We start from the raw sequence: 25812 nt of genomic DNA, 5'->3' as shown, positions 1-25812 counted from the left end.
GCACCGTTGGAATTGGAGCGTTTCTGGGCTGTCTTCAAAAGTGACCGAGGGAAATTACGTGCGGATTTGGTGTCGCCCAGGCTCTGCCACCGCCCACGGGCACCGCAGCCTGGTCGATGCGGCTATTGTGCGTCTAGCACTTTCGCATGCAATTCCCCTGTGACTATTTCAGTTTTTGAATTGGCGTCGTTGGAATTGCAACGTTTTTGGGCTTTGTTGAAAGTTCATGCAATCGAATTGCATGCGGAATTTCTGGTATGTGTCACCGTCGTCACTCATGGGCACCGCAGCCTCGTGCAACGGCTTCCTCACATGATGCGCATACGGATAGGTTGTTGCTATCTGGATAGGTTATGAGCATCCGGATAGCTTATTAACCTATCCGGATCGTCGTAGCCTATCCGCATCGTCGTAACCTATCCGGATCGTCAACCATGTCGGTTCCACCCCGTGCCCCACAGGAGGGGTGTGGCTTTGGCTTGCTATCGGTGTTGGCGGGGTGAGCTCGCGATGGCCGGTACAAAATTCTCCCTGCTCGGCTTCTGTGCTCTGTGAGCGGTACAAAATTCTCCCTGCTGATGCATTTTGGGCAAAAATAGGCGTTATTTCGCGCGCTGGGAGAGTTTTGTACCGGGATGGGTGTGCGACGGTGGTTGTTGGGAGAGTTTCGTACCGCCAAGGGTGTGCGACGGTGGTTGTTGGGAGAGTGTTGTACCGGGGCGGGCGTTGAGTGATGCCGTTGGTTTCACAGTTATGACGTCCCTGTGCTCTGGGCGCGAAAAAGTTCGCCTTGTGCGAGCTGACGTGAACGCGAACGCGAAAAAGTTCGCCCAGCGAGGGAAAAATGGCCTAAAAATCGCGGTTGATGGCGTGCTGGGCGATTTTTTCGCGCGAGGGCCCCGATGGACCTGGCGTTGGGCGAGTTATTTCGCGCAACGGGCCTGATATGCCTGATGCCGGTGTACTGTTCCGCGTGACCGCGACATGGAAACGATCTTTCGTTTGACCATGACGCGGCGTCAGGGGTCAGAATCAATGTCATGAGCAACGACACCACCCTCTACACGGTTGGAGAGGTCGCCGAGCGATTCTCGCTGACGGTGCGAACGCTGCGCCACTGGGAGGCGCAGGGGCTCCTCGCTCCCACCGCGCGGAGCTGGTCGAACTACCGGCTCTATTCGCGCGAGGACTGCGTGCGTGTCCAGAGGATTGTCATCTACCGGGCGACGGGGATGAAGCTGATGGACATCAAGGCTCTCCTCGACTGTGGAGACTCTGAGATCGAACACCTCAAGAGGCAACGAGAGAGCCTTCTTGCTCATCGTCGCGAGACGGACGCAATGATAGACGCGCTAGACATACTGTTGGAGGATGCATTGAATGACAAGGTGCTCACCGTGGAAGAAATCGGGGAGATCTTGGGGGAGGCTGACTTTGCGGCGCACCAGAGCGAGGCCAAAGACCGTTATGGTGACACTGACGACTGGCGTGAATCGCGAGAGCGCACTGCTTCGTGGCAAACCGCCGACTGGCGTGACAACGCCGAGCGATTCCATGACATCGAAAGCAGGATGATCGATGCGATCCGTGACGGCGTAGCTCCGGATAGCAAGGAAGCGGAAAGCCTCGTCGAGGAGCACAGAGAAGCCCTCAGTGAGTTCTTTCCGGTCACGCCTGCCAAGCACTACATCATGTCTCGCGGGTACATTCATGACGAGCGATTCCGGGCTCACTACGACTCGCAGTATGTTGGCTTCGCGCAGTGGCTTGCCGATGCGATTGAGGCGGCTGCGAGGCATCGGGGAATTAACCTCGAGAATCCGACGTGGGGGTGAGCGCACCCGACCCCGAACTTGATGTCAGTGACACGCAGCATAGCCTTTGAGGCCACTCTGGCTTGCCAGTTCCGAATAGTCTCTGCTACCATCTTCTCTTGTCGCAATCCTGCGTAGCTCAACGGCAGAGCATCCGACTGTTAATCGGACGGTTACTGGTTCGAATCCAGTCGCAGGAGCAGATGCCCCGAGTTCTCATGAACTCGGGGCTTTTTGTTGATCGGGAGGGGGAGCGGATGCAGGTGCTGGCTGATCACGTCTACCACGTTCTGGTCATCGCGTTCGTTGCTACCACGTTTATCGAGGTGATCGTCAAGGCTGCGAGGAAGCCGCGCAAGAGGAAGCGCGGGCCGGTTGCCCCCAGAGAGAGCGCGGCCGAGCGTGAGAAGCGCCTGCGAGAGCGCTACGCGGCATTCGGGGATCGTTGGCGGGAGTGGCTGGATCGGCCCCGGGGGAGTGGCGACGCTGACCGCCTCGTGACGGCCGCGAGCGTCTGGGGGAGCCCGGAGCAGGGAGCCTCCTTCCCTCGGCGCTTTCACGACAGTCAGCTGGGAAAGGTCATGCTCGATAAGCGCAGCTACCTCGCGATGCTGAACGCTCCCGCCGACGTGGTTCAGCCGAGGCGCGAGCTGGCCCCGACCTCGTGGGCGAAGATACGCCTCGACGTGTGGGCGCTGCACTCGAAGGCTGCGCAGAAGCCCCGTCTCATGCGCGTGTGGCTGAGCGGGGACCGTGCGCTCGTGGAGCTGCATCGCACGCGCGTCGTGAAAGTTGACGAGATCCTCCCCAGCGAGATCGTTGGTTTTGTTCGCGGGTTCACGCGCCTCGCCCCGCGCAAGGGTGCGGTGGATGGCCTGCGCTGGCTGCCTGCCGAGGCGATGGAGCTGGGGGAGAAGCCGCTGTGGAACACGTTCCGCGTCCTGCGTGGAATCTCCGGCGTTGCGCCCGAGGGATCGCCCGTCGCAGATGCGTTGCGTGCGGGGGACTATCATGCGTTTGCTTTCGTGGTCTCACGTGCCGAGAGTGCGTGGAAGGAACCCTGCGCGCATTTGCGCGTCCTGGATTGTGCGGGTGTCACGTACCAGGTGGGCGATGCGTTCTCGCGGGAGTCCGACGACGTGCGGTGGGCACCGCGCGGGGCGGGGGACGAGGCTCCGGCTCGGGCAGGCGAGGAGGAGCCGACTGAGGCTTCTCGACGAGGCCGTGGCCGCCCGAGCGGGCTCGCTGGCCTGAGCGAGGGGAGCGGCACGGTGGCGACGCCGGGCAAGCCCGTCAGTGGTGTCGGCCCCGGGGTATCCGGGCTGCTTGGAGATGAACCTGAGCCGCTGGCGGACACGGATCTCGCGGTGGTGCCAATCGATCCTCGTGAGGTGCTGCGGGCGGTCGAGAGGATGATCGAGCTGTGAGGGAAGAACTCGTTGAAGCCGTCCTGCGGGTTGTGGAGGAAATCCCAGAGGGGCGTGCGGCGACGTACGGCATGATCGCGCGGGCGGTCGGTACCGGTCCGCGCGTTGTGGGGCGGATCATGCATGACTGGGGCGGTGGAGTCCCGTGGTGGCGCGTCGTGAACGTTCACGGAACTTTTCCGACAACTATTCGTGGTGAGGGATTTTCTGAGTGGGAGAAAGAGGGGATGCCTCACGATCTGGAGCGGGGAAAACTTCATCTCAAGCAATGCGTTGTCGAGCAGGAATGGCTCGACAGTGTCGCGCGAACGGTCCTTGAGAATCTGCAGAATGCTGCGGAATTGTCAGGCTGATGCTCGCTGATATTTGATTACGATTTGGTTACGCGTTTTTCGATTTGGGTCGCGCAGACCCATGTGATGCTCTACTCTAAAGGAGACGCCGAAGAGGGCGATTCTCCGGAACGATGACCGTTAGCGTTAACGATGTCGGGGAAGAAAACTCCAGAAACAGAGAAGTTACTGGTACCCAAGGGGTGAGAAGTGACGAACTTACTAGAGCTAAAGGGGATCTCAAAGACGTTCCCCGGCGTGAAGGCGCTGTCCGAAGTGGACCTCGACCTTCGACCCGGTGAAGTCTTGGGTCTCTGTGGTGAGAACGGAGCGGGCAAGTCCACGCTCATGAAGGTGCTCACCGGTATCCACAAGTCCGACCCGGGCGGCGAGATTTGGCTGCAGGGGGAGAAGGTCGACATCCAGTCGCCGGAGCACGCACGTGACCTCGGCCTGTCGATCATCCACCAGGAGCTCAACATTGTTCCTGACCTGACCGTCGCCCAGAACCTGTACATCGGTCGACCCGGTACGTCCAAGTTTGGCTACGTCGACGACCGCAAGATGGTTCGTGATGCGCGCGAGCTCTTCGAGCGCCTCAACATGGACATCGACCCCACCGCCTACTGCCGCGACCTGCCCGTTGCGCGCCTGCAGATGGTGGAAATTGCGCGTGCGCTGTCCTTCGATTCGAAGATCCTGGTTATGGACGAGCCCACGGCTCCTCTGACCACGACCGAGACCGAGTCTCTCTTCGAGCTGGTGCGCGACTTTGTGTGCCCGACGACCGGCCTGATCTTCATCACGCACCGCATGCCCGAACTCACCGAGCTCACCAACCGCATTTCGGTTCTGCGCGATGGCAAGTACATCGGCACGGTGGATACGGCCTCGACCCCGATGAGTGAGGTCGTCAAGATGATGGTCGGCCGCGAGGTCCCCGCGGACGCGCGTCCCACGACCAAGCCGATCTCCGACGAGGCCGTCCTGCGAGTCGAGCACCTCTCGACCGTCAAGGCCGTCCACGACGTGTCCTTCGAGGTCAAGAAGGGTGAGATCTTCGGCTTCGCGGGCCTGGTTGGTGCCGGCCGCACCGAGGTCGCCCGAGCACTGTTCGGCGCCGACCCCCACACCGAGGGCGACATCTACGTCCACGGCAAGAAGGTCACCATCAAGGGCGCGAACGACGCCGTGAAGAACGGCATCGGCTACCTGTCTGAGGACCGCAAGCAGTATGGCCTGCTCCTCGACAAGGACATCTCTTTCAACACGGGCCTGGCCGCGATGAGCCACTTCACCACCGCGACCGTCGTCGCAACGAAGAAGCTGCGCAACGTCGCCCAGGACTACGTGACGAAGCTGCGTACCCGCACCCCCTCCGTGGACGTTGAGCTGCGCAGCCTCTCGGGCGGTAACCAGCAGAAGGTCGTCGTGGCCAAGTGGCTGGAACGTGACACTGACATCCTGATCTTCGACGAGCCGACGCGCGGCATCGACGTGGGCGCGAAGGATGAGATTTACACGCTGCTCGAGGATCTGGCGAAGCAGGGCAAGGCCATCATCGTGATCTCCTCGGAGCTGCCCGAGGTTCTGCGCCTGGCCAACCGCATCGCCGTCATGGCCCACGGCCGCATCATTGGCACCCTCAACAACGAGGAAGCCACCCAAGAAAACATCATGGAACTGGCCACCGTCGGCCAGGAAGAAGCGAACGGAGAAGTCGCGTGAGCACCGTCGTCGACAACAAGGGCCTGGAGGCGCCGTCGCCTGTCAAGACCTTCCTGAAGAACAACATGCAGCTGATGCTCGTCACGGTTGCTCTGTTCGTCATCCTGCTGTTCTTCAGCATTGCAGCCAACGGCTTTGCGAAGCCGAACATCTACCTGGACATCGTCCTGCAGTCGGCCTACACGGGCGTCATGGCCCTGGGTGCGACCTTCGTCATCGCGACCTCCGGCATTGACCTCTCCGTCGGTACGGGCATGAGCCTCGTCGCGGTGATGGCCGGTATCTTCCTGGCGGGCGACAAGATGAACCTGCCTCTGGGCCTCGGTCTCATCCTGACGCTGCTGGTCGGCATGGCGATCGGCCTGGTCAATGGCCTGAACGTCTCGATCCTGGGTCTGCCGCCCTTTATCGCAACGCTTGCGATGATGATGGTCGCCCGAGGCCTCGCGCTGATCATCTCGGACAAGGCCTCCATCACGATCGCGAACACGGGCTACAAGGCCATTGCGCGTGGCGAGATCATCCCCGGTGTGGCCAACGCCGTCCTGATCTTCGTGGTCCTCACGGTCCTGGCGACCTTCCTCATGAACAAGACGCTGCTCGGCCGCTACTCCCTCGCGATCGGCTCCAACGAGGAGGCCACCCGCCTCTCCGGTGTCAACGTCCGCCTGTGGAAGATCATCATCTACGTCGTCGCGGGTGCCTTCATGGCTATTGGTGCGGTCCTCTACTCCTCGCGTGGTGGCCTGGTCCAGCCCGCTGAGGGCGTGGGCATGGAGCTCAACGTCATCGCCGCGGCCGTCATCGGTGGTACGTCCCTGTCGGGTGGCCGCGCCTCGATCCCCGGCGCCCTGGTTGGCGCGATCATCATGGAGACCCTGAAGAAGGGCCTGACGATGATGGGTATCGCCGCCGAATGGCAGTTCGTCGTCACCGGTATCGTCCTGCTGCTCGCCGTCGTCATCGACAACATCCGCCGCGTTCGCGAGAACGCCGCCTGATTCTTACCCATTCAATTCACCCATCGTGGACCGACGTCGGTCCACACACCCAAGAGCGGGAATGACCCCGCCACCCCACGAAAGGAATACCAATGCGCCCCATCGGACGTATCTTCGCCGCCGCCGCTGTCGGCTCCATGGCCCTGGGCCTGGCTGCCTGCACGACCTCGTCGGACTCCTCCGCTCCCGCGACTGACACCAAGACCGGTGACTCCTCGGGTGCGACCAAGGTCGACACCTCCGCCAACGCTCAGGATTGGGAGAAGGCCGCGGTCAAGGGCGACGGCACCAAGACCATCTACCTCGTCTCCAAGGGCTTCCAGCACCGCTTCTGGCAGGCCGTGAAGGAAGGCGCCGAGCAGGCTGGCGAGGAGCTGGGCTACCAGGTCAAGTTCGTCGGCCCGCAGGATGAGACCAAGGTGACCGAGCAGACCGACCAGCTGAAGTCTGCTCTGGACTCCGGCCCGGCCGCCATCGGCTTCGCCGCCCTTGACTCCAAGGCTGCCGCCGACCTGCTCGACGAGATCAACAAGCAGGGCATCCCGGTCGTCGCCTTCGACTCCGGTGTTGAGTCCGACATCCCCGTCACCACCGTTCAGACGGACAACAAGGCCGCCGCCGCCGAGGCCGCCAAGCACATGATCGAGCTGCTCAAGGGCAAGAAGGGCTCGGTCGGCATGGTCTGCCACGACGCGACCTCCACCACGGGCAAGCAGCGCTGCGAGGGCTTCAAGGAGTACTTCAAGGCCAACGCTCCCGCGGACCTGAAGCTCCTCGACGAGCAGATCGCCGGTGAGGTTACCAAGGCCGCCGACACCTCCAAGGCCATCATCCAGGCGAACGACGACATCGTCGGCATGTACGGCTCCAACGAGGCCGCCGCCTCCGGTATCGTCCAGGGCTCGCAGGAGACCGGCAAGGATGTCACCGTCGTGGGCTTCGACTCGGGCAAGACCCAGATTGACGCCATCAAGGCCGGCACCGAGGCTGGCGCCGTGACCCAGTCGCCCGTCAAGATCGGCTACTACACGGTCAAGGCTGCCGTCGTCGCCATCAACAAGGGCGAGCTGCCCAAGGTCATCGACTCGGGCTTCGCGTGGTACGACAAGACCAACATCGACGACCCCGACATCAAGGCGAACCTGTACGAGTGAGCCGATAGCTCCATCGGGCACGAGGCCGGGGCCGGGTCAGTGACAAACTAACCCGGTGGCCCGCCGCGGGTCCCGCTCCACGAGGGTGGGGCGGGACCCGCGGACCCGGCACCTTTTTATTCACAGGATCCGAGGGGGCGAGCGCCCCCGCGCTCCGACATCGACGTCATCATGAGGGATGAAGGAATAATGACAAACCACCCCCGCATCGGAATCCGCCCCACTATTGACGGCCGCCGTAAGGGCGTTCGTGAGTCGCTCGAAGAGCAGACCATGAACATGGCGAAGTCCGTTGCCGAGCTTTTCACCTCCAACCTGCGTTACCCGGACGGCGCCCCCGTCGAGGTCGTCATCGCTGACACCACGATCGGCCGCGTCCACGAGGCCCAGGCTTGCGCCGCCAAGTTCCGCGAGAACAATGTCGGCCTGACCGTGACGGTCACCCCCTGCTGGTGCTACGGCACGGAGACCACCGACATGGACCCCGCGATGCCGCACGCCATCTGGGGCTTCAACGGCACTGAGCGCCCCGGCGCCGTGTACCTCGCCGCCGCCCTGGCAGGCCACGCCCAGATCGGTATCCCCGCCTTCGGCATCTACGGCGAGCACGTGCAGGACGCTGACGACACCTCCATCCCCGAGGACGTGCGCACCCGCCTCCTCGACTACGCGACCGCCGGTCTGGCCGTTGCGCAGATGAAGGGCGAGGCCTACCTGTCCATGGGCTCCGTGTCCATGGGTATTGCCGGCTCTGTCGTCAACCCCGACTTCTTCGGCTCCTACCTCGGCATGCGCAACGAGTACATCGACATGTCCGAGTTCACCCGCCGTATCGATGAGGGCATCTACGATCCCGAGGAGTACGAGAAGGCGTACCAGTGGATCCGCGAGAACTTCAAGCAGGGCAAGGATTGGAACCCGCCGGAGTGGCAGTACCCGGAGAAGCACGAGGACTGGTGGAAGTTCGTCACCAAGATGACGCTCATCGCCCGCGACCTCATGCACGGCAACCCGCGTCTGGCCGAGCTGGGCTTTGAGGAAGAGGCCGGCGGCCACGGCGCCATCGCGGCAGGCTTCCAGGGCCAGCGCCAGTGGACGGACCACTTCCCCAACGGCGACGTTCTGGAGACCATCCTCAACACGAACTTCGACTGGACTGGCATTCGCCAGCCTTCCGTCGTGGCCACCGAGAACGACTCACTCAACGGCGCCTCGATGCTGTTCGGCTACCTGCTGACCAACACGCCGCAGATCTTCTCCGACGTGCGCACCTACTGGAGCCCCGAGTCCATCGAGAAGGCCACCGGTTGGAAGCCCGAGGGCCGCGCTGCCGCCGGTCTGCTCGACCTGCGTAACTCCGGCTCGACCACGCTGGACGGCGCCGGCAAGGCTGTGCGCGACGGCAAGAACGTCATCAAGCCCTGGTACGAGCTGACCGAGGAAGACCGCGACGCCACGCTCGAGGCCACGACCTTCCACCCGGCCTCGACCGGCTACTTCCGTGGCGGCGGCTTCTCGACCCACTTCCGCACCTCCGGCGAGATGCCCGTGACGATGTGCCGCCTCAACCTGGTGCGCGGCCTTGGACCGGTCCTGCAGATCGCCGAGGGCTACACGGTTGAGCTGCCCGACGAGGTCGCCTTCACCATCGAAGAGCGCACCAACATCGAGTGGCCCACCACCTGGTTCGTCCCGAACCTGACGGGTGAGGGTGCGTTCAAGAGCGTCTACGACGTGATGAACAACTGGGGCGCTAACCACGGCGCGATCTCCTACGGCCACATCGGCGGTCAGCTCATCACGCTGGCCTCGATGCTGCGCATCCCGGTCAACATGCACAACGTCCCCGAGGAGCGGATCTTCCGTCCCAAGGCGTGGTCGCTGTTCGGCACCGAGTCCCTCGAGGCCGCGGACTTCCGCGCCTGCGACACCTTCGGTCCGATGTACCGCTGATGCAACTCCCGGTCGGGCTCGGGTGTCCTCTCTCCCCGGGCCCGACCGGGCCACCCCCTCGGGGGTCTTTTCCCGGGACGCAGCCCCGGCCTCGCCGATGAGGAAAGCTGCACGAGAACCCAACGACGGGACACGCCGACCCAGGGCGTATCTGGAGGAGACCTTCAATGACCACCGTACTTGCTGTTGACCTTGGATCCGCGTCCGGACGAGTCCTCGCCGGAACGCTACGCGATGGCCGCCTGGACGTCACGGACATCCACCGTTTCAAGCACGAGGCGCGCCGCCGGGACGACGGCACCCTCACGTGGGACGTGGCCACGATGGAGGCCGAGACGATCACCGGCTTGAAGAAGGCCCTCGAACGCTTCCCCGACGCCCGCGCCGTCTCGATCGATACGTGGGGCGTGGATTGGGCTCCCCTTGATGAGAATGGCGAGCTTGTCGGCGATGTCGTCGCCTACCGTGACGAGCGCACCGCGCGCACCCTGGATGCTTTCCGCGAGCGCATTGGCGACCGCGAGTTCTTTGACCTGACCGGTAATCAGCCGGCGACGATTAACACGGCGAATCAGCTGTTCGCCTATCTGCAGGAAAACCCAGCTGACGCTCAGCGCGTCGCGGCGGCCCTCTTCCTGCCCGACTACTTTGCGTACCGTCTCACCGGTGTCGTCGGCTGGTCGCGTACGATCGCCTCGACCTCCGGCTTGCTGACCCCGGGTGGCGGCGACTTTAACGACGAGGTTTTCAACCGTCTCGGTATCCCGCGCGGCTGGTTCGGCGAGCTGGCCGCAGACCGCACCGTCGTCGGCCCCTGCACGGTCCCCGGCCTCGAGACCCTCACCGTCGTGCGCGGCGGTGCCCATGACTCCGCGTGCGCGGTCCACGGCCTGCCCATCGAGGAGGGCAAGCGCGCCTACTTCCTGTCCTGCGGCTCCTGGTCGGTCCTGGGTGCCATCGAGGACAAGCCCCTCATGAGCGACGCGGCCTTCAACCTCGGCATTACGAACGAAGGCCGCACCGATGGGGGAGTGCGTCCCCTCTTCAACATCACCGGCATGTGGATCCTTCAGGAAATCCAGCGCCAGTGGGAGCGCGAGGGCACGCCCACCGACACCGACGAGCTGGTCGCCCAGGCCCGCGAGCTGCCCGCCGCCTCGGGCACCTTCGATCCCGACGAGGAAGCGTTCGCCACCCCCGGCGACATGCAGCGCAAGATCGACGAGGCCCTGGACGCCCAGGGTGCGGCCCGTCCCGACTCCATGGCCGGGTACGTGCGCGTCATCATCGAGTCCTTCGCCCGCCGCTACGCCCGCGCGATCGGCGAACTCACCGAGGCCACGGGGAGGGCCCCCGACCAGCTCAACCTCGTGGGTGGCGGCGCGCGTAACCGCCTGCTGTGCGACCTGACCGCCCAGATCTCGGGTGTCACCGTCGTGCGTGGCCCCATCGAGGCCTCGACCTTTGGTTCTCTCCTGGCGCAGCTCGAAACCATCGGTGCTCTCGCCGAGGAAGACCGCGCCTCCGTCATCGCAGCCAGCGCAGCCACCCATGTCCACGTCCCGACCCGCGGCTAAGAAAGTCTCCCTGGCCGACATCGCGCGGCGCGCGGGCGTCTCAACGAACACGGTCTCGCGCGTCGTCCGCGGGGATCCCGAGGTCTCAGAAAAGACGCGGGCGAGGATTTCCAAGCTGGTCGACGAGCTGGGCTACGTGCCCAACTACGCGGCGCGCGCGCTCGCGGCCAAGCGCACGAACGTCCTGCAGGTCGTGCTGGCCGCCCCCATGTTCCACGGACACGGGCGCGTGCTGCTGTCAATCCTCAACGCCTCGTCGCAGGCCGGGTACCACGTGTCCCTGTCCTACGCGTACGGGCCGGATGGGCAGCTGCGTAACGACTTCGCTCCCTTCGACGTCGATGGTGTCATCATCCTGGGGGGCCAGGATCCGACGATCGACGTCGCGATCGAGGCGGGCAAGCGATTCCCGACCGTCCTCGTTCTGACGAGCGAAAAGGGACTCGACGGCATCTCGACGGTCGCCGTCGACAACGTGCGTGGGGCGCGCCTGGCCACGGAGCATTTGCTCGCTCAGGGGCTCACCGACGTCGTTCACATCTGTGGTCCCACCGGCTGGTCGGACGCGCAGATGCGCCGACTGGGCTACGAGCAGGCGTGCGAGGGGTACGGTATTGAACCCGTGGTGCTTCAGCCCGACTCGTGGGACTCGCGCGACGGTTACGACGTGATGCGTGCGGCTGGGCGACTGCCCGAGGGCGTGCAGACAGCGAACGATCAGCTGGCCCTGGGCGCAATGCGCTACATCTACGAGCGCGGGGGAGTGGTCCCACGCGACGTGCGCGTGGTCGGCTTCGACGACATCGACGGTGCGGACTCCTACGCGCCCCCGCTCACGACGATCCACCAGCCCTTCGACCGCCTCGGGCGCACCGCGGTGCGCCTCGTGCGTTCGCTCATGGGCGGGGGACCCTCTCAAGACATTGTTCTCGACCCTGAGCTGGTCATCCGGGCCAGTTCACACCTGTAAGAAAGGCACGTTCATGCTCTATGGTCCGATGACTCACCCGCAGTTCCTGCGCGCGCTGGCGGCCGCCGGCCACGGCTCGAAGATCCTGCTGGCTGACGCGAACTACCCGCACACGACGGGTGTGAACCCGCGCTGCGAACTCATTTCCCTCAACCTGGCTCCGGGTCTGCTGGATGTCAGCCAGGTCCTCGACGTCCTCAAGCGCACGATTCCGATCGAGCGCGCCGAGATCATGACCCCCGCGCCCGACGCTGAGCCGGTGGAGATCCCGATCCACGACGAGTTCCGTGCGGCTCTGCCCGGTGTCGAGTTCGGTGAAATTTCCCGCTGGGACTTCTACGATGCCGCGCGTGACGAGAACGTGGGCATCATTGTCGCGACGGGCGAGCAGCGCCTGTACGGCAACCTGCTCCTCACGGTGGGCGTTCGTCAGCCCGGGGAGTAAAGCCCGTTTGCCGCGCCAGTGATGGGCTTGTGTCGCGAGTGACGAGCGCTTTCGTTTCGTTTTCGTTTCGAGCGGATGATAGCCCTGGCGTGGAGTGAGAGTTTCATAGCTGGTGGGTGGCCCGGCCGGGCCGCCCACCAGTGCATTTATCCCAGCAATGTCCGTCAAATAGAGTGACTGAACGATGGCGTTCTGAACGTTTGTGCGCCCGGGCTGGACGGGTGTATCAATGAGTTGCGTGATGTTGCATACTTTCGTTTTAGTGACTATTCTTGATGTAACGAAAGATAAAGCGACAAGGATTGTTGCTGATTCACGAAGAGGTGTCCCATGGGACGTGCAGAAGAACGCACGAACTACATCCTGGATCGCCTCGCCCGGGAGGGTGAGGTGAGCGTCGCGCAGCTTGCCTCCGATCTGGGTGTGTCGCCCGTGACCGTGCGCGCCTCGCTGAAGACCCTCGACGAGCAGGGATACCTCGTGCGCACCCACGGCGGCGCGCGCCCCACCACCTTCCGCAATATTCACCTGCGCCAAAACGATCGCGTCGAGGTCAAGGAACGCATTGCTCGCGCCGCCGCCGACATGATCCACGACGATGATCGCGTCATGATCGAGGCCGGCACCACCTGCGCCCTCATCGTCAAGTACCTGACCGGCAAGCGCGGAGTGCAGGTCCTGACCAACTCCGTGCTTGTCTTCGCTAACGCCCGCTCCAACCCGAGCCTCAACATCACGCTGACGGGTGGGCACTTCCGCGCCGAGTCCGAGTCCCTCGTGGGACCGGTCGCAGAGCGCGCTATCAATGACTTCAACGCACGCGTCGCGTTCCTTGGGACCGACGGGTTCAGCGTTGATCGCGGCCTGACTACCCAACTCGTGGAGGGTGGACAGGTCGGTTCCATTATGCGCACCCGCGCACAAGAGACGTGGCTGCTCGCCGACTCCTCCAAGTATGGGGAAGCCGGCTTCGTCAGCTTCATGGGGATCGACGAGGTCACCGGAATCATCACCGACGATGAGATCCCCGAAGAATCCATCAAGGAATTGGCCGAGCGCACGAAGCTGCGCATCGTCTAGGAGGAATTACATGGCCACCATCGTGGTGATGCCCCAGCTGGGCAACTCTGTTGAGTCATGCATCATCGTCGAGTGGATGATCGCGGAAGGCGACACCGTCGCCGTCGACCAGACGCTCGCGTCCATCGAGACCGACAAGTCGACCATGGAGGTGCCCTCGACCGCTGAGGGTACCGTCCTGAAGCTCCTGTGGGAGGAAGGCGACGAGGTCCCCGTCAAGGATCCGCTCATCATCGTCGGTGAGCCCGGGGAGGACATCTCCGGCCTCGTTCCCGGTGGCGACGCTGCCCCCGCCGAAGCCGACGCTCCCGCCGAGCAGGTTGCCGCCCCTGAGCAGGCCGCCGCCCCCGCGTTCGCGACCGAGCGCGCTACCGGCGCCGTCTCTCCGCGCGCCCGCGCCCTCGCCGCTTCGAACGGCGTCGACGCCTCGTCCATCTCCGAGGGCTCCGGCCCCCACGGCCGCGTCATCGAGCGCGACGTTGCCGCCGCCATCGCCGCCGGCCCCGTCCTGACCTCCGCCGCGCGCGCCGCCGGCGTGAGCGCCACCGAAGGCACCGGCATCGGTGGACGCGTGTCCGTCGCCGACGCGGGCCGCGCGCCCGAGGCCGCCCCCGCCGCCGCTGTCGCAGCCCCCGCCGCCGCGGCCGACTTCCCCGGCGCCTCGACCTCCGCCCCGCTCAAGGGTGTGCGCAAGGTCGTCGCCAAGCGCATGATGGAGTCCCTGACCTCCACCGCGCAGCTGACCCTCAACACGACGGCCAACGCCGCCGGCATCCTCGCGATGCGCAAGAAGGTCAAGAACGCCGACGAGGCACTGGGCCTGAACAAGATCACGCTCAACGACCTGGTCTGCTTCGCCGTGTCGCGCACCCTGCTCAAGTACCCCGTGTTCAACGCTCACCTCGAGGACGGCGTTCTCACGCAGTTCGAGCAGGTTCACCTCGGCTTTGCGTGCGACACCCCGCGCGGCCTCCTCGTCCCCGTCATCCGCTCCGCGCAGTCCCTGGGCCTCAAGGCCTTCTCCGACGAGGCCAAGCGCCTCGCCGGCGGCGCGATCGACGGCTCCCTGTCGCCCGACTTCCTGAGCGGCGGCACCTTCACGGTCTCCAACATCGGCTCCTTCGGTATCGAGACCTTCACCCCCGTCATCAACCTGCCTCAGACGGCCATCCTGGGCGTCGGCGCGATTACCCCGCGCCCGACCGTGGCCGCCGACGGCACGATCGGCGTGGAGCAGCGCATCAACCTCTCGCTGACGATCGACCACCAGGTCATCGACGGCGCGGACGGTGCCCGCTTCCTGCGCGACCTGGTCGCAGCCATCGAAAACATTGACGTGACGGTCCTGGCCTGAGGAAAGAGGAATACTCATGAGTGATACGCATTTTGACGTCATCGTCCTCGGTGCGGGCCCCGGCGGCTACCTGGCTGCCGAGCGCCTCGGACACGCGGGCAAGAAGGTCGCCCTCGTCGAGGAGCAGTACCTGGGCGGCACCTGCCTGAACGTGGGCTGCATCCCCACCAAGACCCTGCTCAACGGCGCGAAGAACTACCTGCACGCCAAGGAAGCCAGCCAGTTCGGCGTGGATGCCAGCGGCGTGGCCGTCAACTGGACGCAGATGCAGGCCTGGAAGGATCAGGTCGTCAAGGGTCTGGTCGCCGGCGTTGCCGCCACCGAGCGCAAGGCGGGCGTGACCGTCATCAACGGACGAGGCCACCTCGACGCCCCCGGTCGCGTGACCGTTGAGGGCACGACCTACACCTCGGACCACGTCATCATCGCCACGGGCTCCGTGCCGGCCATGCCCCCGCTGCCCGGCACCCAGGACAACCCGGCGCTGGTGGACTCCACGGGCATCCTCTCGCTGCCCGAGGTCCCCTCCCGCCTCGCGATCATCGGCGGCGGCGTCATCGGCGTCGAGTTCGCCTCCCTGTACTCCACCCTCGGCTCCCAGGTGACCGTCATCGAGATGGCCCCCGAGATCCTGCCCTTCATGGACGACGATCTGGCCGCCAAGGCCCGCGCCGCCATGAAGGACGTGACCTTCGAGCTGGGCTGCCGCGTCGAGTCCCTCGATGGAGGCACCGTCCACTACTCCAAGGGCGAGGAAAAGAAGAGCGTCGAGGCCGACGTGGTCCTCATGGCGGTTGGCCGCCGTCCCGCAACGGTGGGCTGGGGAGCCGAAGAGGCCGGCCTCGAGATCAACCGCGGCGTCGTCGTCGACGACACGATGCGCACCAACCTGCCCAACGTGTGGGCCATCGGCGACGTCACCGGACGCTCCCTGCTGGCGCACGCCGCCTACCGCATGGCGGAGATCGCCTCGGCGAACATCCTCGATCCGACCGCGAAGAAGCGCGGCGAGGTCATGCGTTGGCACACCGTCCCGTGGGCCGTCTTCTCGATCCCCGAGGCCGCCGGCGTCGGTCTGACCGAGTCCGCGGCTAAGCGCGAAGGCCGCGAGGTTCTCGTCGCCAAGGTCCCCGCCCTCATGTCCGGCCGCTTCATCGCGGAGAACGGCTTCAAGGCCCCGGGCGAGGCGAAGATCCTCGTCGACCCCAAGACCCACCAGGTGCTGGGCATCCACGTGCTGGGTGCGTACGCCGCCGAGATGATCTGGGGCGCGCAGGCCGTCCTCGAGATGGAACTCACCGTCGAGGACCTGCGTCAGGTCGTCTTCCCGCACCCCACGGTCTCCGAGGTCATCCGCGAAGCCGCGTGGGCCGTCAAGCTCTAACGAACATCCCCTACGTCAAGGAAGAGTAGAAAAATGACTCAGTCTCTCATCATCGACCCCAACGAGGTGCGTCGCCCCGGATACGTGAAGTTCCCCGAGGTGCCCGTCAACCAGTACACCTTCGACCGTGACACCGAGATCGCCCGCTACGGCGAAAAGGGCATGGTCCAGATGCTCCACGACATGATCGTCGTGCGCACCTTCGAGTCGATGCTCGACTCCATCAAGAAGACCGGCGCCTGGCAGGGCGTCGAGTACAACCACCGCGGCCCCGCCCACCTCGGCATCGGCCAGGAGAGCGCCTACGTCGGCCAGAGCTTCGTGCTCAAGCCGGAGGACTTCATCTTTGGTTCCCACCGCTCCCACGGTGAGATCCTCGCCAAGTGCTACTCGGCCATGCACCAGATGGACGAGGCTCAGCTTGAGTCCATCATGAAGGGCTTCCTCGGTGGCGAGACCCTGTCCTACGCCGAGAAGATCGACTACAAGGACACGAAGGACCTCACCGAGAACTTCATCCTCTTCGGTGCCCTCGCCGAGATCTTCGCCCGTAAGTCCGGCTTCAACCGTGGCCTGGGCGGCTCGATGCACACCTTCTTCCTGCCCTTTGGCTCCTACCCGAACAACGCGATCGTCGGCGGATCCGCTCCGATCGCGAACGGCGCGGCCCTCTTCAAGCGCATCAACCGCAAGCCCGGCATCGTCGTCTCCAACGTTGGCGACGCCGCCCTGGCCTGTGGCCCCGTGTGGGAGGCCATGAACTTCGCGTCGATGGATCAGTTCCGCTCCCTGTGGCGCGAGGAGGACGGTGGCAACCCGCCGATCCTGTTCAACTTCTTCAACAACTTCTACGGCATGGGTGGCCAGACCTTCGGCGAGACCATGGGATATGAGATCCTCGCCCGCGTGGGCGCGGCCCTCAACCCCGAGGCCATGCACGCCGAGCGCGTCGACGGCCTCAACCCGCTGGCCGTCGCGGATGCGACCACCCGCAAGAAGAAGATCCTCGAGGAGGGCCGCGGCCCCGTCCTCATGGACACCATCACCTACCGCTTCTCCGGCCACTCGCCGTCGGATGCCTCCTCGTACCGCACGAAGGAAGAGGTCGAGCTGTGGGAGCAGGTCGACTGCATCAAGGAATACTCGAACCTGCTCATCTCCAACGGCCTGACCACGCAGGACGAGATCGATGGCTACGCCGCCTCCCTGACCGACAAGCTCGTGCACGTCCTCAAGCTGGCGATCGACGACGAGGCCACCCCGCGCGTCGCCGACGGCTACATCGACACCGTCATGTTCTCCAACGAGAAGGTTGAGGCGTTCGACGATGCCACCCCCGAGATCGACCTCGAGGACAACCCGCGCGTGAAGGCGCTGGCCAAGAAGGTGCGTAGCTCCGTCGACGAGAACGGCAAGCCCGTCTCCAAGATGCGCATGTACCAGTTCCGTGACGGCCTGTTCGAGGCGATGCTGCACCGCTTCAAGACCGATCCGACGATGGCCGCATGGGGCGAGGAAAACCGCGACTGGGGCGGCGCCTTCGCCGTCTACCGCGGCCTGACTGAGGCCCTGCCCTACCGCCGCCTGTTCAACTCGCCCATCGCCGAGGCCTCGATCGTGGGCGCCGGCGTCGGCTACGCGATGGCCGGTGGCCGCGCGGTCGTTGAGCTCATGTACTGCGACTTCCTGGGCCGCGCCGGTGACGAGGTCTTCAACCAGATGGCCAAGTGGCAGTCGATGAGCGCCGGCCTGCTCAAGATGCCCCTCGTTCTGCGCGTGTCCGTGGGATCGAAGTACGGCGCCCAGCATTCCCAGGACTGGAGCGCGCTCGTCGCTCACATCCCGGGCCTGAAGGTCTACTTCCCGACGACCCCGACCGACGCGAAGGGCATGCTCAACCTGGCACTGTCTGGCACCGACCCGGTCGTGTTCCTGGAGAGCCAGAAGCTCTACGACAAGGGCGAGGACTTCGAGCCCGGCGGCGTGCCCGAGGGCTACTACGAGACCGAAGAGGGCGAGCCGGCGATCCGCCGCGAGGGCAGCGACATCACGATTGCCGCCTACGGTGCGACCGTGTACAAGGCCCTCGAGGCTGCCGACGTCCTGGCCGAGAAGTACGGCCTGAGCGCCGAGGTCATCGACCTGCGCTTCGTCGCCCCGCTGAACTACGACAAGCTCGTCGCATCCGTGAAGAAGACCGGTCGCCTCGTCCTGACCTCGGACGCGGTCGAGCGCGGTTCCTTCCTCAACACGGTTGCCGCGAACGTGCAGACCCTGGCCTTCGACGCGCTCGACGCGCCGATCGCCGTCGTCGGCTCGCGCAACGGCATCACGCCCGGCCCCGAGTTGGAGTCGTACTTCTTCCCGCAGGTCTCCTGGATCCTCGACGCGATTCACGAGCGCATCCTCCCGCTGCCCGGCCACGTGCCCACCACGAAGCACGCGACCGAGGCCGAGATCGCTCGCCTGAACCGCGAGGGCCTCTGAGGCGTTGGGGGCGGGTCGTTCCCCTTTCCGACCCGCCCCCGTCCCTGGCTCGCATTCCCTGACGCGAGCTAGCGAGGCCGGGGCCACACTCCTCCTCACCGAGCCCCGGCCTCGCCCACATTCTTGATTCATCACCGTTTTTCTCCACCCAACGAAGAGATGGCAGAACCCATGGACATCACCAACGATCCGGCCGCCACCCCGGCCCAGCGCATCGAGGCGCTGCGCGCGGTGGTCGCCGACGAGCACTTCCCCAGCTGGGTGCCCGAGTCGAACAACCACATCCACACGTGCTTCTCGTTCAGCCCCTACACGCCCACCCACGCCGCTCTGCTCGCGCGTCGTAACGGTCTGCGCGTCGTCGGCTCGGTCGATCATGATTCGATCGGCGCGGCCGCAGAGATGAGCGAGGCCACGTCCGTCCTGGGCATGGGTTCCGTCACCGGCTTTGAGATTCGCGCCCGCTTCGGCGAGGGAACGCCGCTCGCGCAGCGTAAGCTCAACAACCCCGACTCCGTGGGCGTGGCCTACATGACCGTCCAGGGCGTGCCCGCACCGGCCCGCGAGAAGGTCGCGGCGTGGCTGGCCCCCAAGCGCGCCGCCCGCCTTGAGCGCACCCTCGCCATGGCGCAGCGCGCCAACAAGATCCTCACCGACCTGGGCCTGGAGCCCTTCGATCCCCAGGCGGACATGGTCGGCATCTCCCAGTACGCCAATGGCGGCGGGATCACCGAGCGTCACCTGCTGGCCGCGATGGCCTCGGCTCTGATCCGTGGATTCGGCCGCGGCCCTGCCCTGGTCCAGGGCCTGGATTCGATGGGCGTCGAGGTCCCCGAGTCCCTCGCGCGCGTCCTGTCCGACGAGGACAACCCGCACCTCATGTACGACCTACTGGGCGTCCTGAAGGCCAACTACCTGGATCGCATCTACATCCAGCCCACCGACGAGCTGCCCAGTGCGGCCGAGGTCGTCGAGTTCGCCGATTCGGTCGGTGCGATCGCCACCTACGCCTACCTGGGCGACGTGTCCGCCTCGCCGACGGGCGACAAGAAGGCTGAGAAGTTCGAGGACGCGTTCCTCGACGAGCTCTTCGAGTACATGGAGTCCATCGGACTGCGCGCCGTGACCTACATGCCCCCGCGCAACACCCCCGAGCAGCTCGAGCGCATCCACGCGCTCGCGGCCGCTCACGGCATGCTCGAGATCTCGGGCGTGGATATCAACCAGCCCCGCCAGCGCTTCACCTGCGAGGAGCTGCGTCGCCCCGAGTTCGCGGACCTCAACGAGGCCACGTGGGCCCTTGTCGCGCACGAGGCCCTGTCTTCCGTGGATCCGTCCCTGCACCTGCTGGGCCGCGCGGGTCGCCTGACCCCCGAGGCGCTCGCCGAGCGCATCACCGAGTACGCGCCCCTGGGCCGCGCGATTGCCGACGGTGAGGACGCCGCCGACGTCGCCGCCCGAGCCACTTCGATTAACTGACGACCATCGTCAAGAAAGAGAGACATCATGAGTAACGCTCCCGAGGTACGTGGGCTTTTCCTCAAGGCCCTCGGCCGCCCGGTCATCGTGGCCCCCAGCTTGGCGGAGCCGACCGTCACCTTCGACCGCCCGCTCACCGAGGTGTGCCCCTGCTCCCTGAAGGAGACGGAGCTTCCCGTCGTCGTGCGCGCAGGCGAGGAGACTTTCGAGGTTCGCGCCACCACCACCGGCGAGCGCGCCATCAACGGCCGCGTTGCCCTCGTGACGGGCGGCGCCCAGGGCTTCGGCGCGGAGATCGCGCGCGGCCTGGTCGACGCCGGTTGCTTCGTGTTCATCGCCGACCTGAACGGTGAGGGTGCCGCCGCTAAGGCGGCCGAGCTCGGCGGCGAAGGCGTCGCACACCCGATCACGGTGAACGTCGCGGACGAGGACTCTGTCGCGGCGATGGCCGCCGAGATCGAGCGCGTCACTGGCGGCCTCGACCTGGTCGTCTCCAACGCGGGTATTGTGCGCGCCGGATCGGTCCTCGAGCAGGATGCCTCCGCGTTCCGCCTGTCCACGGACATCAACTACGTGGCCTTCTTCCTCGTCACTAAGCACCTGGGCCAGCTTCTGGCTCGCCAGCACTCGACCGCCCCCGAGTGGCTGACCGACATCATTCAGATCAACTCCAAGTCCGGCCTCGTCGGTTCGAACAAGAATGCCGCCTACGCGGGCTCCAAGTTCGGCGGCATCGGCTTGGTCCAGTCCTTCGCCCTCGAGTTGGTTGCTCACGGTGTGAAGGTCAACGCGATCTGCCCCGGTAACTTCTACGATGGCCCGCTCTGGTCCGACCCGGATCGCGGCCTTTTCGTCCAGTACCTGAACTCCGGCAAGGTCCCCGGCGCGAAGACTGTCGCCGACGTTAAGGAGTTCTACGAGGCGAAGGTCCCGATGCGTCGCGGCGCTCAGGGCATCGACGTTCTGCGCGCGATCTTCTACATCGTCGAGCAGGAATACGAGACCGGCCAGGCCGTGCCCGTCACGGGCGGCCAGGTGATGCTTTCCTGACTTCTCACGAGGCCGGGGACACATGCGGGTTTCTCCGGAGCTCCCCGGCCTCGTCCTTTCTTCCCACGTCCAGTAGTTTTTCCAGTGAAAGAGTCAGTCATGACCGAGATTCCCGCCACCCAGTACGCGATTCAGATCGTCGGTAAGGAAGAGTTCGTCGTTAACCCGGCGAAGCCCGTTGACCCCGTTGGCCCGACGCAGATCATGCTCGAGGTCGAAGCCTGCGGCATTTGCTTCTCTGATACGAAGCTGCTCCACCAGTTCGATGGCCACCCGCGCAAGTCGGACGTGGTGGCGGGTATCGACCTGGACGCCCTCAAGGACATTCCGTCCTACCACCCGAACCAGGAGGCCGTGACGCCCGGCCACGAGCCCGTCGTCCGCGTCGTGAAGGTCGGCGAGAAGGTCACGCACTTCAAGGTCGGTGATCGTCTGCTGGTCCAGGCTGACTGGAAGCACCTGCGCACCGCGAAGTCGAACGGTGCTTTCGGCTACAACTTCGACGGTGCCCTCGAGGAGTTCGTCGTCGTCGACGAGCGTTGCGTCGTGTCCCCGGACGGGGAAGAGTTCCTCATCCACGTGTCGGAGGGTCCGTCGGCCGCGGCCGTCGGCCTCATCGAGCCCTGGGCGACCGTCGAGGGTTCCTACGCGTGGGCTGAGCGTAACCACGTCGCCGACGGTGGCCGCCTGTTGGTCGTCGGTGAGGGTGATATCGACGCTCTGACCGCCGAGCACAAGCCCGCCGAGGTCGTGCGCGTTGCCGCTGAGGATCTTGAGGGCGTGGAGGGCGAATTCGACGACGTCGTGTTCTTCGGCTCGGACGCCGACGCCATCGAGAAGGCCGCGCTCCTGATCGGCACCCGCGGCACCATGTGTGTCGTCCTGGGCGGCGGCACAATCGAGCGCAAGGTGTCCCTGGACATCGGCCGCGTCCACTACGACTTCATCCGCTTCTGCGGTACGACCGGCTCGGATCCGCGCGAAGGCTACGCCTGGATCCCCGCCAACGGTGATCTGCGCGAGAACGACAAGTGCGTGTTCGTCGGCGCCGCCGGCCCGATGGGCGTCATGCACACGATGCGCGCCGTCACCTCCGGTGTTCCCGGCATCAGCGTTGTGGGCACCGACCTGTCGGACGAGCGCCTGGCCAACTTGACGAAGGTCGTGGGCCCGACCGCCGAAAAGAACGGCGTGCCGCTGGACATCATCAACACCGCCTCGACGCCCCTGGAGTACGGCTACACCTACGCGACGTGCCTCGTGCCCGTCCCGGCGCTGGTCTCCCAGGCCGTCGATCTGCTGGCGCAGGGCGGCATCCTGAACGCGTTCGCGGGCATCCCGGCCGGTACGTTCGGCGACTTCGACCTGCAGGGCATCATCGAGCGCCAGATCTTCATGCTGGGCACCTCCGGCTCGGACGTGTCCGACATGCGCACGGTGCTGCGCAAGATCGAAGCCGGCATCATCGACACCACGATCTCCCTGTGGGCGATCACCGGCATGGCGGGCTTCGGCGACGCCATCAACGCGGTGATGAACCGTACCTCGGGCGGCAAGATCATGGTCTTCCCGATGATGCACGACCTGGGCCTGACCCCCGTGTCCGAGCTCGCCGAGAAGCTGCCGACGGTCGCCGCGAAGCTCGACGCCGCCGGCCTGTGGACCAAAGAGGCCGAGGAGGCGCTGCTCGCCACCCGCTGAGCGCTGCGCTGGACCTTCGCCCCGGCTTCGTCTGTTATTTCGGACGAGGCCGGGGCCTTCGCGTTTCTGCGATAATGAGGGTGCACACGTTGTGGGTTGGAACGAGGAGGTTCCCATGACAGTCAACGATTCCGCCTTGCAGGAGCGCTACGTGGCGTTGCAGGCGTGGCTGGTCGGCCAGATGTCCCCGCGTGCGCCGCACGCGGCGGACCTCTTTGCGCAGGACAGGGAGTGCCTGTACGACGCGTTCCTCTCCGTGCTCGTCGGCACGGGGCTGGGATTCTCCGCCTACGACGATAATTGCACCCATCATGGGCTCTACGCTTTCGACTTTTTCGTGGGCGACATCAAGGTGCCGCCGCGAGACAAGGGCGTTGATGTGCAGAGGGCGCCCGGCATGGCGGGGGAGTCTGCAACGGACGCCGCCGGCCGCGCGATGTGCCACGCCCTCGTCGACAAGTGGCTCGGGGAAACGGATGGCCGCATCCCATACGTGGCCTCCGTGATCGCCTCTGTTGCCACCCTCGAGCTCGTCGCCGATGTGAGCGTCGACGAGTGCGTCTTCGAGGTCGATCTGCCACCCGACTACGCGCGCTTCACCGCGAACCAGCCATGGGAGGACGGCACCCTGCCCATTGGCGCTCTCGATTTGTCCCTGGTGGTCCCCGGTCCTCTCATCCACATCGAGGCGCGCCCGCGCTACAAGGGACAGGCCCTGTCCCCCTCGGGCTTTACCGAGGCCCTGGCATCGGCCGTGCAGATGGGGCTCGCCGTGGAGTCGTCCTCTGCGTTCGCCTTCGGGGCCGCCGCCACTCTGCGCGCCCCGCACGGGGGCCCTGAGATGCTCGGGTGGGCCGCCGATGCAGTGGCTCGAGCCCTGTCCGCGTGCGGTCACACCGGGGGCGTGCAGATCCGAGTGCGCTTCGAGCACACGTCGGTGTAGCGCGCACGCGCTGGCTGAGAACCCACACGTGGCTGGGGCACGCGCCCAGGCCGAGAACGCGATGACCGCGCCGATGCGCATAGCGAAGCCCCGGCCTCGTTCTCACGTGGAGGAACGAGGCCGGGGCAGTTTGCTAGGGGAGGGGACCCTTACGCGTTGGTCTTCTCGGAGGCGAGCGGAGCGTCGTCCTTCCAGAAGTCCAGCTCGTCGGGGTTCAAGCCGATCGAGGACGCCTTGAACTGGGGCTCGAGACCGGCCTTGCGCTGGGCGACGTAGTCGTTCGCGCAGCGGATGGCCTGGTTGCCCAGGATGACGATGACGGGCAGGTTGATGAGCGCCATGAGGCCCATCAGGATGTCGCCCAGGTTCCACGCAACCTCGAACTTGAGGAGGGCGCCCGCAAAGACGAGCAGCGCTGCGACCGCGCGGAAGATCGAGAGCATCCAGTGCTTCATGTGCACGTTGCGCAGCAGGAAGCGGAAGTTGACCTCGGCGTAGTAGAAATTACCGACCAGCGTCGTGAACGCGAAGAGGAACAGAGCGATCGAGATGAAAACCTGCGCAGGACCCTGGCCGAGGACCGTCGCCATAGCATCCTTCACGAGGGGAGCGCCCGTCACGCCGTTATCCGAACCGACGCCCGAGGAGAGCACCACGAAAGCGGTGAGCGTGCAGATCACCATCGTGTCGATGAAGACGGAGAGCATCTGGACGAGGCCCTGCTTGGCGGGGTGCGACACGGAGGCGGAGGCAGCGGCGTTCGGAGCGGAACCGACGCCGGCCTCGTTCGAGTAGAGGCCACGCTTAATGCCGAGCATCATGGCCGAGCCGGTGAAACCGCCAAAGATAGCCGGGAAATCGAAAGCGCTGCGGAAGATAGCGGCGAACATCGCGGGGATGTTTTGGTAGTTGAGCACGATGACGACGAAGCCGACACCCAGGTAGATGATCGCCATGACGGGCACGAGGAGGCCCGTGACGTCGGTGAGGCGACGGGTGCCGCCGAAGATCGAGCCGGCCATGAGCACCGCGAGCACGGCGCCGACGATCCACGGCGTCCACTCGTTCGCCCAGCTGTACTGGGTGAACGCGTCAGCGACGTTGAAGGAAGCCAGGAGGTTGAAGCCACCCATGTAGGTCAGGATGAGAACGGAGGCGAAAAGCGTGGCCAACCAGTTCTGCTTGAGAGCCATCTGGATGTAGTAGGCGGGACCACCGTAGGAGTGGTGGGGTCCCTGCTTCTTGTAGATCTGCGCGAGCGTCGACTCGATGAAGGCAGAGGCGCCGCCGAGGGTCGCGATGACCCACATCCAGAAGACAGCGCCCGCGCCGCCCAGTGTCACGGCGGTCGCAACACCGGCGATGTTGCCGACGCCCACGCGCGAGGCCGTGGAGACCATCAGGGCACGGAACGAGGAGACCTCGCCTTCCTCGTGCGGCGGCTCGGTGACGACGCGGATGGCTTCCTTGAAGAGGCGCAGCGGCAGGGCGCGCGTGCGAATGAAGAAGTACAGGCCGACGCCGATCAGGAGCGCGACGAGCACGTACGTATACATGAAGCCCGAGATCGTATCCAGGGTGCCGGCCAGATCGAAGGCCGGGTGCAGGGTTCCATTCATCGTTGTTCCTAGCGTTGATGGATGTTCGTGGATGCGGCGAGGCCGCGGTATGAGCACGAGTATAGCGCCAGGGTCAACAAAAGGTAAAGAGTTTACTAAAAAACGTGATGGCATCGGCCGTCTGTGCACGTCGGACCCCTGATAGCGTGGCTTGGGGGGCGGGTTACTGTGGAATGTTGGGAGTGCTGGCGCACATTTCGGGCAAATCTTTGTGGTCTGGCGCATGAAATTGGGCGATTTTGGGGCAAAGTGAGCCAGTCTCAAAGCTTCAATCGTTGACATTCTGCGGAAAAGTGTCGAGAATGGGTGCAATT

At 65.0% G+C, this 25812-nt stretch carries 19 protein-coding genes and 1 tRNA gene; 19 read left to right on the top strand and 1 reads right to left on the bottom strand.

Annotated features, from left to right (window positions below; translation table 11 throughout):
• Window positions 1-1040: 1040 nt before the first annotated feature.
• The 19 genes from HMPREF1478_RS07880 to HMPREF1478_RS07790 all read left to right on the top strand — a co-directional run bounded on the left by HMPREF1478_RS07880 (window position 1041) and on the right by HMPREF1478_RS07790 (window position 23879).
• A complete protein-coding gene (locus HMPREF1478_RS07880) occupies window positions 1041-1835 on the top strand; it encodes a MerR family transcriptional regulator (RefSeq protein ID WP_016461557.1) in 795 nt (264 codons plus the stop codon).
• A gap of 107 nt (window positions 1836-1942) precedes the next feature.
• Window positions 1943-2014 (top strand) — tRNA-Asn (locus HMPREF1478_RS07875).
• Between the two features lie 3 nt (window positions 2015-2017).
• Entirely contained in the window at window positions 2018-3241 is a 1224-nt protein-coding gene (locus tag HMPREF1478_RS07870) for a hypothetical protein (protein ID WP_232207455.1), read from the top strand.
• Complete coding sequence (locus HMPREF1478_RS07865; protein ID WP_016461555.1) at window positions 3238-3594, top strand: MGMT family protein; 357 nt, start codon at window positions 3238-3240, stop codon at window positions 3592-3594. Before HMPREF1478_RS07870 ends, HMPREF1478_RS07865 begins: the two co-directional genes overlap by 4 nt.
• A gap of 189 nt (window positions 3595-3783) precedes the next feature.
• Window positions 3784-5301, top strand: a complete 1518-nt coding sequence (locus HMPREF1478_RS07860; protein WP_016461554.1) for a sugar ABC transporter ATP-binding protein — start codon at window positions 3784-3786, stop codon at window positions 5299-5301.
• On the top strand, window positions 5298-6302 hold the full coding sequence (locus HMPREF1478_RS07855; protein WP_016461553.1) for an ABC transporter permease: 1005 nt from the start codon (window positions 5298-5300) through the stop codon (window positions 6300-6302). Before HMPREF1478_RS07860 ends, HMPREF1478_RS07855 begins: the two co-directional genes overlap by 4 nt.
• A gap of 92 nt (window positions 6303-6394) precedes the next feature.
• Window positions 6395-7456 (top strand): ABC transporter substrate-binding protein, encoded by a 1062-nt coding sequence (locus tag HMPREF1478_RS07850; RefSeq protein ID WP_016461552.1) that lies wholly within the window; start codon window positions 6395-6397, stop codon window positions 7454-7456.
• Window positions 7457-7645: 189 nt separating this feature from the next.
• The gene (locus HMPREF1478_RS07845) at window positions 7646-9409 is read left to right on the top strand and encodes an L-fucose isomerase (protein WP_016461551.1); all 1764 of its coding nucleotides are present in this window, start codon (window positions 7646-7648) and stop codon (window positions 9407-9409) included.
• Window positions 9410-9576: 167 nt separating this feature from the next.
• Complete coding sequence (locus HMPREF1478_RS07840) at window positions 9577-10986, top strand: rhamnulokinase (RefSeq protein ID WP_016461550.1); 1410 nt, start codon at window positions 9577-9579, stop codon at window positions 10984-10986.
• Window positions 10961-11956 carry a LacI family DNA-binding transcriptional regulator gene (locus HMPREF1478_RS07835; RefSeq protein WP_016461549.1) on the top strand — a complete coding sequence of 332 codons (996 nt, stop codon included), beginning with the start codon at window positions 10961-10963 and terminating at the stop codon, window positions 11954-11956. The genes HMPREF1478_RS07840 and HMPREF1478_RS07835 overlap by 26 nt, the downstream gene beginning before the upstream one ends.
• A gap of 13 nt (window positions 11957-11969) precedes the next feature.
• Entirely contained in the window at window positions 11970-12401 is a 432-nt protein-coding gene (locus HMPREF1478_RS07830; protein WP_016461548.1) for an RbsD/FucU family protein, read from the top strand.
• 330 nt (window positions 12402-12731) lie between these two features.
• Entirely contained in the window at window positions 12732-13481 is a 750-nt protein-coding gene (locus HMPREF1478_RS07825; protein ID WP_016461547.1) for a DeoR/GlpR family DNA-binding transcription regulator, read from the top strand.
• Between the two features lie 10 nt (window positions 13482-13491).
• On the top strand, window positions 13492-14835 hold the full coding sequence (locus tag HMPREF1478_RS07820; protein ID WP_016461546.1) for a dihydrolipoamide acetyltransferase family protein: 1344 nt from the start codon (window positions 13492-13494) through the stop codon (window positions 14833-14835).
• A gap of 16 nt (window positions 14836-14851) precedes the next feature.
• Window positions 14852-16219, top strand: a complete 1368-nt coding sequence (lpdA, locus tag HMPREF1478_RS07815; protein ID WP_016461545.1) for a dihydrolipoyl dehydrogenase — start codon at window positions 14852-14854, stop codon at window positions 16217-16219.
• A 33-nt stretch (window positions 16220-16252) separates the two neighbouring features.
• Window positions 16253-18706, top strand: a complete 2454-nt coding sequence (locus HMPREF1478_RS07810; protein ID WP_016461544.1) for an alpha-ketoacid dehydrogenase subunit alpha/beta — start codon at window positions 16253-16255, stop codon at window positions 18704-18706.
• A 159-nt stretch (window positions 18707-18865) separates the two neighbouring features.
• Window positions 18866-20185, top strand: coding sequence for a PHP domain-containing protein (locus tag HMPREF1478_RS07805; protein ID WP_034475399.1), 1320 nt, complete (start codon window positions 18866-18868; stop codon window positions 20183-20185).
• A gap of 27 nt (window positions 20186-20212) precedes the next feature.
• The gene (locus tag HMPREF1478_RS07800; protein WP_016461542.1) at window positions 20213-21235 is read left to right on the top strand and encodes an SDR family NAD(P)-dependent oxidoreductase; all 1023 of its coding nucleotides are present in this window, start codon (window positions 20213-20215) and stop codon (window positions 21233-21235) included.
• A gap of 99 nt (window positions 21236-21334) precedes the next feature.
• Window positions 21335-22936 (top strand): alcohol dehydrogenase catalytic domain-containing protein, encoded by a 1602-nt coding sequence (locus tag HMPREF1478_RS07795; protein WP_016461541.1) that lies wholly within the window; start codon window positions 21335-21337, stop codon window positions 22934-22936.
• 115 nt (window positions 22937-23051) lie between these two features.
• Entirely contained in the window at window positions 23052-23879 is an 828-nt protein-coding gene (locus tag HMPREF1478_RS07790) for a hypothetical protein (protein ID WP_016461540.1), read from the top strand.
• Between the two features lie 149 nt (window positions 23880-24028).
• Here HMPREF1478_RS07790 and HMPREF1478_RS07785 read toward each other — a convergent pair whose 3' ends face one another.
• A complete protein-coding gene (locus HMPREF1478_RS07785) occupies window positions 24029-25498 on the bottom strand; it encodes an alanine/glycine:cation symporter family protein (RefSeq protein WP_016461539.1) in 1470 nt (489 codons plus the stop codon).
• Window positions 25499-25812: the final 314 nt, after the last annotated feature.

The sequence above is a fragment of the Actinomyces sp. HPA0247 genome (assembly GCA_000411415.1).
Taxonomy (GTDB): Bacteria; Actinomycetota; Actinomycetes; order Actinomycetales; family Actinomycetaceae; genus Pauljensenia.
The sequence above is the reverse complement of the archived record's forward strand: the minus strand, read 5'-3'. Positions and strand labels throughout refer to the sequence as shown.